This is a genomic window from Streptomyces hyaluromycini (assembly GCF_002217755.1).
GTDB lineage: Bacteria > Actinomycetota > Actinomycetes > Streptomycetales > Streptomycetaceae > Streptomyces > Streptomyces hyaluromycini.
Genome location: NZ_BCFL01000043.1, coordinates 50,019 through 61,176 on the forward strand (window position 1 = coordinate 50,019; position 11,158 = coordinate 61,176).

General features: G+C 69.5%; 11 protein-coding genes. 2 read left to right on the top strand and 9 right to left on the bottom strand.

All coding sequences use genetic code 11. From position 1 onward, the window contains the following. Positions 1 to 129 precede the first annotated feature (129 nt). Both SSP29_RS50255 and SSP29_RS50260 read left to right on the top strand, forming a co-directional pair. Positions 130 to 894: a hypothetical protein gene (locus tag SSP29_RS50255; RefSeq protein ID WP_089107732.1), complete on the top strand. Its 765-nt coding sequence runs from the start codon at positions 130 to 132 to the stop codon at positions 892 to 894. 116 nt (positions 895 to 1,010) lie between these two features. Further along, a complete protein-coding gene (locus SSP29_RS50260; RefSeq protein ID WP_089107733.1) occupies positions 1,011 to 2,579 on the top strand; it encodes a CocE/NonD family hydrolase in 1,569 nt (522 codons plus the stop codon). A gap of 43 nt (positions 2,580 to 2,622) precedes the next feature. Here SSP29_RS50260 and SSP29_RS50265 read toward each other — a convergent pair whose 3' ends face one another. The 9 genes from SSP29_RS50265 to SSP29_RS50305 all read right to left on the bottom strand — a co-directional run bounded on the left by SSP29_RS50265 (position 2,623) and on the right by SSP29_RS50305 (position 10,408). Next, positions 2,623 to 3,471, bottom strand: coding sequence for an amino acid ABC transporter permease (locus SSP29_RS50265; protein ID WP_089107734.1), 849 nt, complete (start codon positions 3,469 to 3,471; stop codon positions 2,623 to 2,625). Next, positions 3,468 to 4,112: an amino acid ABC transporter permease gene (locus tag SSP29_RS50270; RefSeq protein ID WP_089107735.1), complete on the bottom strand. Its 645-nt coding sequence runs from the start codon at positions 4,110 to 4,112 to the stop codon at positions 3,468 to 3,470. Before SSP29_RS50270 ends, SSP29_RS50265 begins: the two co-directional genes overlap by 4 nt. Before the next feature lie 11 nt (positions 4,113 to 4,123). Further along, positions 4,124 to 5,044 carry a glutamate ABC transporter substrate-binding protein gene (locus tag SSP29_RS50275; RefSeq protein WP_089107736.1) on the bottom strand — a complete coding sequence of 307 codons (921 nt, stop codon included), beginning with the start codon at positions 5,042 to 5,044 and terminating at the stop codon, positions 4,124 to 4,126. Between the two features lie 16 nt (positions 5,045 to 5,060). Beyond that, positions 5,061 to 5,804 (bottom strand): amino acid ABC transporter ATP-binding protein, encoded by a 744-nt coding sequence (locus SSP29_RS50280; protein WP_089107737.1) that lies wholly within the window; start codon positions 5,802 to 5,804, stop codon positions 5,061 to 5,063. Between the two features lie 167 nt (positions 5,805 to 5,971). Beyond that, positions 5,972 to 6,379, bottom strand: a complete 408-nt coding sequence (locus SSP29_RS50285) for a DUF6278 family protein (protein WP_089107738.1) — start codon at positions 6,377 to 6,379, stop codon at positions 5,972 to 5,974. A gap of 16 nt (positions 6,380 to 6,395) precedes the next feature. Further along, complete coding sequence (locus tag SSP29_RS50290; RefSeq protein ID WP_089107739.1) at positions 6,396 to 7,175, bottom strand: exodeoxyribonuclease III; 780 nt, start codon at positions 7,173 to 7,175, stop codon at positions 6,396 to 6,398. Between the two features lie 64 nt (positions 7,176 to 7,239). Then, entirely contained in the window at positions 7,240 to 7,875 is a 636-nt protein-coding gene (locus SSP29_RS50295) for an MBL fold metallo-hydrolase (protein ID WP_089107740.1), read from the bottom strand. A 65-nt stretch (positions 7,876 to 7,940) separates the two neighbouring features. Then, positions 7,941 to 9,260 (bottom strand): bifunctional 3-oxoadipate enol-lactonase/4-carboxymuconolactone decarboxylase PcaDC, encoded by a 1,320-nt coding sequence (pcaDC, locus tag SSP29_RS50300; RefSeq protein ID WP_089107741.1) that lies wholly within the window; start codon positions 9,258 to 9,260, stop codon positions 7,941 to 7,943. 32 nt (positions 9,261 to 9,292) lie between these two features. Further along, positions 9,293 to 10,408: an IS110 family RNA-guided transposase gene (locus tag SSP29_RS50305; protein ID WP_150136520.1), complete on the bottom strand. Its 1,116-nt coding sequence runs from the start codon at positions 10,406 to 10,408 to the stop codon at positions 9,293 to 9,295. Positions 10,409 to 11,158: the final 750 nt, after the last annotated feature.

Below are 11,158 nucleotides of genomic sequence, written 5' to 3' on the forward strand. Positions count from 1 at the left end.
CCGGAACGTCCGCGCAGCGTATCGGCGGGGTCACAGCCCCGACAGCCACATTCAGGGCACTGTCATATGACTGCCACACTTCGAACACGGGTACGTTCCGGCCACCTGCGCCCGCTAGCATGCGCGCCCATGAATGACGACCTGCGCAACATTATCCTCGGCGTCGTGGCGGCCGGCATCAGCGCGGCGCTCGGCTGGCTGGCCCGTACCTCGCTGTGGCGCCGCGGCCTGCGCCGCAAGCAGGCCTTCTTCGGGCTGCCGGAGAACTCGGAGTCGCTGCTGGTCGTCAACCGCGATCCGGCCACGTCCGAACCCGCGGTCCACCGTTTCGACGTGTTCGCGCTTCTGGAGCTGGCCGCGCTGATCAAGGACTGCGGCGCGAACCTCCAGCTGGTCACCCAGGACAACGTGCAGCAGGGCTTCGGCGAGCGTACGGAGTTCTGCGTGGGCGGGCCGGGGTCGAACCGGCGGATGCTGGCCCACATGTCGGCGATGCTGCCCGGCATCCGCGTCAACATCGACCCGGAGCCGGGCCCGGACCGGGGCGCCTTCCAGATCGGCACCGAGCGGTACCGGCTGGATCCGGGCATCACGGAGTACGTGCTGCTGGCCCGCCTCACCGCCGGCCAACGCGCGGACGCCCGACCGGTGTTCCTCTTCTGCGGGCAGCGCGCGATCACCAACCAGGCGGCCACCCGCTACCTCGCCCGCAACCACGAACGGCTCGCCCGCAAGCATGGCAAGAACTCGTTCGTGCTGCTCCTGAAGGTCGTCAACTCGCAGGCGTACGGCCCCGACGTGGTCGAACTCGTCGAGGACGTCACCCGTGCCGCCCAGGCGCCGCTGCCGCCCGCCGCAACCGACACCGCGCCCTCTTCGCACCGCGCCTCCTGAATACCTGCATCCTTCAACAATCGTTACCCGCACGTAACTTACTGACGGGTTACTTGCGGTAAGAGGTCGCGGTTACCGTCGGGTCACTTTGCATTGACACGTATCGGGAGTGACCTGTGGGAACCCATCGCAAGGCCCTGCGTACGACCGCCGTGGGCGCCGTCTCCGCGACCCTGATCGCCGGAGGCGTCCTCGGGTTCACCCCCGCCGCCCAGGCCGCCGCGAACAGCGTCCGGTTCGTCGACATCACCGGCGACGGCGGTACGACGCTCAAGGCGAACGTGGTCACGCCCGCGAGCGCCGACGGCTCGCACCGCTACCCGCTGCTCGTCATGCCCACGAGCTGGGGCTTCCCCCAGGTCCAGTACCTGGCCCAGGCCCAGAAGCTCGCCGACTCCGGCTATGTCGTGGTGGCCTACAACGTCCGCGGCTTCTGGCAGTCCGGCGGCGAGATAGAGGTGGCGGGTCCGCCCGACGTGGCCGACGCCTCCAAGGTGATCGACTGGGCGCTCGCCAACACCCCGTCCGACGCCGGGCACATCGGCATGGCGGGCGTGTCGTACGGCGCCGGCATCAGCCTGCTCGCGGCCGCACACGACAAGCGGATCAAGGCGGTTGCCTCCCTCAGCGGCTGGGCCGACCTGATCGACTCGATCTACTCGGGCCGCACGGAGCACTCCCAGGCGACCGCCCTCCTTGACGGCGTCGGCCTGGTCACCGGCCGCCCGAGCGCGGAGACCAGCCAGGCCCTCAAGGACTTCTTCGCCGCCGACCTGTCCAAGGAGCAGGGACTGATCGACTGGGGAAAGAAACGTTCCGCTGCGACCTATGCCGACCAGATCAACAAGAACGGCGCGGCGATCATGCTCGCCAACGCCTGGGGCGACACGATCTTCCCGCCCAACCAGATCGCCGACTTCTACGGCACGCTGACCGGCCCCAAGCGGCTTGAGCTGCGCCCCGGCGACCACGCCACCGCCGAGCTGACCGGACTGTTCGGGCTGCCCAACGACGTGTGGACGGACACCGAGCGCTGGTTCGACCACTACCTCAAGGGCGCGGCCAACGGGATCGACCGCGAGCCGCCCGTCGAGCTCAAGTCCCGCTCCACGGGCGGCTACGAGGGCTATCCGGGCTGGAAGTCGGTCGGCGCCACGCGACGGAAGATCGACCTCGCGGGCACGGCCACCGTCCACGCCAACGTCGACTCGGGCGCGGACGGCGGGACCGTCTTCCTGTCCAGCATCCTCGACCAGGTCGCCCAGCTGCCCCCGCTCGCCTCGATCCCGCTGCTGCCCCGCCGCTGGGCCGCCGTCTGGCAGTCCGAGCGGTACGGCAGCGCCCAGCAGGTGCGCGGCACCGCCCGGTTGCACACCACCCTCACCCCGACCGCGGAGAGCGGCACCCTCGTCGCCTACCTCTACGACGTGGGGCCGCTCGGCGTCGGCAAACTGGTCACCAACGCGCCGTACACCTGGCACGGCCGCACTCCCGGCAGGGCGTTCGACGTGGACCTGGACCTGTTCTCCACCGCCTACGACGTGCCCGCCGGGCACCGGCTCGCGCTGGTGGTCGACACCGTGGATCCGCTCTACATCGAGCACAACCCGTCCGGCGCGCAGCTGACCTTCTCCTCGCCGGTGGACGACCCGTCGTACGTGTCCGTTCCGCTGCGCGAGCAGTGATCTCCGGCTGCCGCCGGCCGGGCCTGGCCCTGGCCGCTGCCCCCTACGGCAGCAGCGTCCCCGGTTCGGCCGGGGCCACCTCGGCGGCCCCGGTCCTGGGACTGTGCTGCTCCCGCCTGGCCACCCAGCCGGCGAACCACGAGAGCAGCATGCACATCCCGATGTAGATCGGCGAGATCACCATCACCACAGGGATGAAGGGCAAATCGTAGTCGAGGTTCGAGGCGATCAGTTTCCCGGCATGGAGGAACTCCTCGTAGGTGATGAGATAGCCGAGCGAGGTGTCCTTCAGGGCCACCACGAGCTGGCTGATGATGGCGGGCAGCATGGCCCGTACGGCCTGCGGCACCAGGACGTACGACATGACCTGGGTCTTGCGCATGCCGAGCGCGAACGCGGCCTCCCGCTGGCCGCGTTCGACGCTGTTCACCCCGGAGCGGAAAACCTCCGCGAGCACCGAGCCGTTGTACAGGGTGAGTCCGGCGACCAGCGCGGGCAGGGGCTGGACCTTCAGCGCCACGAAGACGAAGAAGATCATCACCAGGACGGGCATGGCACGGAAGAACTCCACGACGAAGGTGGCGAGCAGCCGCACCGGCCGGTGCTCGGAGAGCCGCCCGGTGGCCAGCAGCCCGCCCAGCGCGAGAGAGAGGACGGCCGCCATCGCGAAGGCCTTGAGCGTGTTGCCCAGACCGCGCAGGAGGAGTTCCTGGATTCCCTCGTAGGCGAAGGGCATCCACTTCGTGTACGTGAACTGGCCGGTGGCGAAGAGGAGATACAGAATCCAGGCGAGCAGGGCGAGGAGGACGGCCGTCGCCAGGACGGCGTATGCCGTGTGCCGTCTTCTGGTGACGGGACCCGGGATGTCGTAGAGCGCGGTGGCCTCGCTCATCGGGCGACTCCCCACGCGTGCTCCATCAGGTTGAACAGGGCGCTGATCGCGAGGGTGATGATCAGGTAGCCGACGGCGATCCAGACGAACGTCCAGACGATGTTGTAGCCGAGCTCGCTCAGTGTCCGGTAGGTGCCGAGGAGTTCGGTGACGCTGAAGGCGCCCGCGATCGCGGAGTTCTTGGCGAGCGCGATGAGGGTGGAGCCGACCGGCGGGATCACCGACCGGAACGCCTGGGGCAGGATCACCAGATGGAGGGTCTGCCCGAAGGTCATGCCCAGGCTGCGGGCCGCCTCGCCCTGTCCCCTGGGCACGGTGTTGATGCCGGAGCGCAGCGCCTCGCAGACGAAGGCGGAGGTGTAGCAGCCGAGGGCGAGGACCGCGAACACCTTGAAGGGCAGCACCAGTCCGAAGCGGGGCAGGCCGAGCAGCACCGCGAAGAACAGGAGCGTGAGCGGGGTGTTGCGGAGCACGGTGACCCAGGCCGTGCCGAAGATACGCAGGGAGCCGACGGGCGCGACCCGGAAGGACGCCATCAGGAAGCCGAGGAGAAGGGCCAGCGCAGAGGAGTAGACGGTCAGTTCGACCGTGCCGAGGAAACCCTCGGCGTACGTGTGGAAGTTGTCTGTCAGTACGTCCATGCCGTCCTCGCTCAGCTCGCGGGATAGCGGTCGATCGGGGGCGGCGCCGGGGCGGGAACGCCGGACAGGCCGAGCGTCGCCTCGTACGCCTTCTTCCAGTCGCCGTTCTTCTCACGTGCCTCCAGTGCGTCGTCCATCGCGAAGCGCAGTGCGGTGTCGCCGCGGGGGACTCCGATGCCGTACGGCTCCTTGGAGAAGGGCCTGCCGACGACCTTGAGTTCGCCGGGGGCCTTCGCCGCGTAGCCGATGAGGATGGCGTCGTCGGTGGTGACGGCGTCGACCTGGTAGGTGAGCAGGTTGTCGACACAGACGGAGTAGGTGTCGTAGGCGACGAGGACCGCCTTCGGGAACTCGGCTTTGATCCGCTGGTACGGCGTGGAACCGGCCGCCGAGCAGACGCGTTTGCCGGCCAGGTCCTGGGGGCCGTGGATGTCGTTCTCGTCCCGGCGGACAAGGAGGGACTGGCCCGCCATGTAGTACGGCCCGGCGAAGCCGACGAGCTTCCTGCGGTTGTCGTTGATGGTGTAGGTGCCCACGTAGTAGTCGATCTGGCCGTTCTGCAGGGCGGTCTCGCGGTTGGCGGAGGCGATGGTCCGGAACCGGATCGTCTTCGGGGCGAGGCCGAGGGAGGCGGACATCATCCTGGCGATCTCGATGTCGAAGCCCGAGTAGACGCCGGCGGCCGGGTCCCGTTCGCCGAGGTAGGGCTGGTCCTCCTTGACGCCGACGACGAAGTGGCCGCGCTTCTTCGCCCGGGTCCAGGTCGGGGAGTCCGGCAGCCGGAAGCCCTGCGCGACCTGGTAGACGGGGAGCCGGCCGACCGCGGGGCCCTTTCGCGGCGGGCTGCCCTCCTTGCCGCAGCCGGCGAGCAGAGAGACGAGCAGGGCGATGAGCAGAGCCAGGGCGGCGGGCACACGGGGGGTACGGACCATGGGTGGCGCTCCCCGCTCAGTGCTTGAGGATCTTGGACAGGAAGTCCTTGGCGCGCTCGCTGCGCGGGGCGGTGAAGAACTCCTCCGGGGTGCGGTCCTCGACGATGCGGCCGTCGGCCATGAAGACGACCCGGTGGGCGGCGGAGCGGGCGAAGCCCATCTCGTGGGTGACGACGACCATGGTCATGCCGTCCCGGGCGAGCTGCCGCATGACCTCCAGGACCTCGTTGATCATCTCGGGGTCGAGGGCGGAGGTGGGTTCGTCGAAGAGGAGGGCCTTGGGTTCCATGGCGAGGGCGCGGGCGATGGCCACCCGCTGCTGCTGGCCGCCGGAGAGCTGTGCGGGGTATTTCTCCGCGTGCGCCAGCAGGCCCACCCGGTCGAGGAGTTCACGCGAGCGCCGGTCGGCCTGGTCCCTCCTGCGTCTGCGGACCTTGATCTGGGCGAGGGAGACGTTCTGCAGGACGGTCTTGTGGGCGAACAGGTTGAAGGACTGGAAGACCATGCCGACCTCGGCGCGGAGCTTCGCAAGGGCCTTGCCCTCCTGGGGAAGCGGCTGCCCGTCGAGGGTGATCGTGCCGGACTCGATGGTCTCCAGGCGGTTGATCGTCCGGCACAGCGTCGACTTTCCCGACCCCGAGGGGCCGATGACCACGACCACCTCTCCCCTGCCGACGGTGAGATCGATGTCCTGGAGGACATGGAGCTCGCCGTAGTACTTGTTGACGCCCCGCAGTTCGATCAGAGGATCGACGGCCATCCGCAGCCCTACCCGCTCTCAGCTGTGTCGTGGTTGCCGCAAACTATCCAGCCGTGGGTGGCCTTGAGGCACGACACGCACTTTCCGGGCATTAGCCGTATTTACACCGTCTTTATCGCCGTCGCCGACTCCGTGTCCGTCGCCGTCTCCGCGCGGGCGGCCGTTGTTCAGGCCTCGGCGACCTCCGCGTAGAGCTGCGAGAGTTCGGGGACCCCGCTCGCGGCCCAGTCGTGACCCGACTCGACGACCTCGAACTCCCGCCCGGACGCGAGCCGTACGACCGGCTCTCCGTCCGCCCGGATCTCCCACTCGGCGCCGGGCACGGTCCGGGTCAGGACGGTGCCCAGATACAGACCGGCGTCGGTGCCGAGCCAGGTCAGGGTCTCCTCGTCGTCCCGCCAGCGCGGGAGCAGCTGGTCGAGGGCCTCCAGCGAGGCCGGGGTGTCGTCGAGCGCGACACCCTCCTCGGCCGCCTGGGCGCGCAGGAGCTCGCACTCGGCGAGCAGATCGGGGTCGGCGGTGTGCGGGACATCACCGGTCTTGCCGTGCCTGTTACCCAGAAAGGGGATGTTCATGGTCCCAGGTTGACACTCAGACCTCCAGGTCCACCACCACCGGGGCGTGATCGGACGCGCCTTTGCCCTTGCGCTCCTCGCGGTCGACGTAGGCGTCCTTGACGGCCTTGGCGAACGGCTCGTTGCCGTACACCAGGTCGATGCGCATGCCGCGGTTCTTGGGGAAGGCGAGCTGGCGGTAGTCCCAGTAGGTGTACGGGTGGTCGTACTTCAGCGGGCGCGGGACGACGTCGGTCAGGCCGGTCCCGCGCAGCGCGGTGAGCGCGGCGCGCTCGGCCGGGGTGACATGGGTGAGGCCCTCGAAGGCGGCCGTGTCGAAGACGTCGTCGTCGGCCGGCGCCACGTTGTAGTCGCCGAGGACGGCGAACGGGCGGCTGCCGCCCGCGTCCCCGGCGACGGCGGCCTGCAGCGCCTCGAACCACTGGAGCTTGTAGGCGTAGTGCGGGTGGTCCACCTCACGGCCGTTGGGCACGTACACCGACCAGACCCGGACCGGACCGCAGGTCGCCGAGATCGCGCGGGGCTCCACGCTGCCGTCGTAGCCGGGGTCGCCGGGCAGCCCCTTGACGACGTCCTCCAGGCCGGCCTTCGACAGCACCGCCACGCCGTTCCACCGCCCGGTGGCGTTCACCGCCGCCTCGTAGCCCAGCTCGCGCAGCGGCTCGAACGGGAACTGCTCCTCGGCGACCTTGGCCTCCTGGAGGCAGAGCACGTCGGTGCCGCTGCTCTCCAGCCAGGCGAGGAGCCTCGGCAGGCGGGCGGTGATCGAGTTCACGTTCCAGGTCGCGATGCGCATGCCCAACAACCTACCGGGCCCCTCTGACAACCGGCCTCGGACGTCCGGCCTCGGACGTCCGGCCTCAGACGTCCGCCGAAGCCCCCGGCGCCAGCCGCTGGTGGTCCGTGCCGCCCAGGGCGCCGATCTGGCGGTCGTAGATCGGCCGGGCCAGGTCGGTGAGCAGGGCGTCGTGGATGTCGTAGGCGCGCTGCGGCTTCACCTCGCGGACGTAGTCGATGACCTCGGAGATCTTGTTCCAGGGGGCCATCACCGGGAGCATCAGCGTTTCGACGGGGCGGCCGGGGACGGTGAGGGCGTCACCCGGGTGGAAGACCTTGCCGCCGTCGATCAGGTAGCCGACGTTGGTGATGCGCGGGATGTCCGGGTGGATCACCGCGTGCAGCTCGCCGTGCACCTGGACGTCGAAGCCGGCCGCGGTGAAGGTGTCGCCGTGGCCGACGGTGTGCACGCGGCCCGGGAAGGCCGCCGCGAGCTGGTCGGCGACGGACTTCAGGGTCCAGATCTCGGCGGCCGGATCGGCGTCCAGCGCGGCCCGCAGCCGGCCCTCGTCGAAGTGGTCCGGGTGCTCGTGGGTGATCAGGATCGCGTCCGCGCCGACGGCCGCGTCCTCCTCGCTGAACCCCCCGGGGTCGAGGACGAGCACGCGCCCGTCCTTCTCCAGGCGCACGCACGCGTGGGACTTCTTGGTGAGCTTCATGGTCACCATCCTGCCCCCCGACCCGCCCCCGGTCCCGGGGAGTCCCCCAGCCCTCGGGAAGTCCCTCAGCCCTCGGGAGTGGTCTCCTCCCGGATGACCTGCTGGGCCACCCGGAACGCGCTGTTCGCGGCCGGTACCCCGCAGTACACCGCCGCCTGCAGCAGTACTTCCTTGATCTCGCCCGGGGTGAGGCCGTTGCGCAGCGCCGCCCGGACGTGGAAGCCCAGCTCCTCCAGGTGGCCGCCGGCGACCAGTGCGGTGAGCGTGACACAGCTGCGGGAGCGCCGGTCAAGGCCCGGCCGGTCCCAGATCTCGCCCCACGCGTAGCGGGTGACGAACTCCTGGAAGTCGCCGGAGAACTCGTCGGCCTGCGCCAGCGCCCGGTCCACGTGCGCGTCCCCGAGCACCTCCCGGCGGACCTTCAGCCCCGCGTCGTACGGGTCGGGCCGCCCGAGCGGCTGCGGTGGCACGGCGGCCGGGGCGATCTCGGCGATCGGCGTGACCGGGGGCGCGACCTGCGGCACGGCCTGGGGTGCCGCGAGCAGGACCGGCTTGACCGGGGCGGCCGGGATGGCCATCTGGCCGGTGGTCGAGTCGTAGGCGGGCTGCCAGGCGGCGGAGAAGTGCCGCACCAGCAGCTCGGTGACGGCGGCGGGCTGCTCGACCGGGACCAGGTGGGAGGCGCCGGGTACCACCGCGAGCCGGGCGTCCGGGATCCCGGCGACCAGGGTGCGGGCCTCGGCGGGGCCGGTGACCTGGTCGTCCGAGCCGACCAGGACGAGCGTGGGGACGCCGATCCGGGCGAGTTCGTGCCGTACGTCGAAGCCGGCCAGGGCCTCGCAGGCGGCGATGTAGCAGCCGGGGTCGGTGGTACGGACCATCTGGACGGCCCACTCGGTGATCGCGGGCTGGGCGGCGGCGAACCCGCCGGTGAACCAGCGCTCGGGCGAGGTCCGGGCGATCGGGTCGAGGCCGTTCGTCCGTACGATCACCCCGCGCTGCCGGAACTCGTCCGCCGTCCCGAACCGGGGCGAGGTGGCGACCAGCGCCAGCGAGGCGATCCGCTCCGGGTGCCGCAGAGCCAGTTCGACGCCGACGGCTCCGCCGAGCGCACAGCCCGCGTAGCCGAAGCGCTGCACTCCGAAGGAGTCCAGCGTGGCCAGCAGCCCGGCGGTCAGTTCGGCCACGGAACCGGCCGGGTGCGCCGGGGCACCGCCGTGCCCCGGCAGGTCGTAGCGGAAGACCCGCCACTGCTGGATCAGCTCCGGGATCTGCCGGTCCCACATGTGCCAGGTGGTACCAAGCGACGGTCCCAAGATCAGGACCGGAGCGTCTTCTGGCCCGTCAAAGCGGTATTGCAGGGTGTTCGGTGGTGTCTCGCTCACCCGTCTGAGCCTCTCATCTGTCACGACAGCCCCTATGAGCGGGGTACTGGCTGTAGCTGTTTGACCAGGTGGAAGACCTCCCGGGCAGCGTAGCGTTTGAGGCAGCGGACGATTTCGCGCCGGGTCTTGCCCTCCTTGATCCGGCGCTCGTAGTAGTCCTGGGTGCGCGAGTCGACCCGTAGACGGGTGAACACGATGCGGTGGAGCGCGGCGTTGGCCTGCCGGTTGCCGCCGCGGTTGAGGCGACGGAACTGCCGGCGTCCCGAGGAACGCTCGACAGGGCTGACACCGCACAGCGCGGCGAAGGACGCCTCACTGTCCAGCCGTTCCGGGTTGTCCCCCACCGTGATCAACAAAGTGACCGCCGTGTCCGGACCGATCCCCACCACGTCGAGCAGCTGCGGGGCATGGCATTCCACGAGCCGGGCAAGACGAGCCTCCACGTCCCGGATCTGCTCGGAGAGCTGGCCGATCCGGTGAGCCAGCAAGCCCAGCGTGATCCGGGTGGCCTGCACCACCGACTCCGCGCCGGCATCCTCACGACTGCTCACACCGGTGAACAGCGCACAGGTACGGAAGAGTTCGGCATTGCCCAGCCCGGCCAGCTCCTCCCGCAAGACGGGATCGGCAGTGACGAGTACGGCTTTGAGCTGGTTGATGGCCTGCGTGCGGGCTTTGACGGCCGACACTTTCGTGAGTTTGTACATTCTCGCGATCTGCACCGGCCCGTCGCCCGTTTTGGCCCGGGCACGGGCCCGCCCACTCAACACGACTCGCGCCGCGTTCTGGGCATCGAGCGGATCCGATTTACCGCGCCGACGACGATCCGCCCGGTCCATCCAATTCACGTCGAACACGTCCACGCCCTGGGCCAGCAGATAGCGGGACAGTGACGCCCCATAGGAACCGGTCCCTTCCACCCCGGCCCGCCCCACGGTTCCCGACTTCCTGGCCCACTTCAGCAGATCGCGGTATCCAGCCGCGGTGGCCGGGAACTCGTCAGTGGCGAGCACCGCCCCCGTCAAGGAGAGCACCGCAGCCACATGGGCGTCCCGGTGCGTGTCCACTCCCAGCACCACCTCCCCCACAGAGTGACGACGGCGGGCCCGCGGGGCAGGCGTCGTACTGGACAGTGCCGAACCACGCATGCCCGTTCCCCTTCCGCCCCGATGACGTATCGCGTTGCCGGTACCGGGCCGCGTCAGACGGTCAGAATCGTGAGGACGCCAGAACGATCGACAGGCCCCTATCGGGACACACCCCGCCAGCCCGGCACCGACAACGCACCATCCCCGGCCACCGGCCGACACCGTGTGACTGAGACACTTCGGTCAGAAATATCATGAGTCAGACCATTGGCCCGGGACAGCACTCGTCCATCCTCCCGCCCCCATCTCGCTACCGCCCAGGAACCGCAGGACATGCTCAACCTCCTTCACGCAACATCCAGAACCTGATCCCGGCCGAGCACAACAGCACACGAAGGCAAGCGGCGGGGTCAGGGACCGCCAGCGGCAAGAGCGGCGGACTGGGCGCCGACGCCGTGGGTTACCTCACCGATGGCCACGAGCCAGGCGATGAGGAGTGCACCGGTTCCGACGGGGTGTGGGCCGAGCTGCGCAGACGGGCAGCCGGGTACGAGGTCAAGGACGACGACCGGGCACAACACTTTACGTCGACAGCGAATAGACGATCATTTCGCCCCAAGATTTCCCTGTCACCACGAGCGAGGTTCCGTCGGATTGGTCAACTGCTGCCACGGAGCCCCCCCCCGAAGCGAGATACCCGCCGGCTCACCGGTGATCGCGTTCCACACAGCGATCACTCCGTTCGGCCCTGCCGCGAGTAGCAATGGTTTCCCCCGGGGCTAGCCGTCGCCAGCGCGTGCACCTCCACTC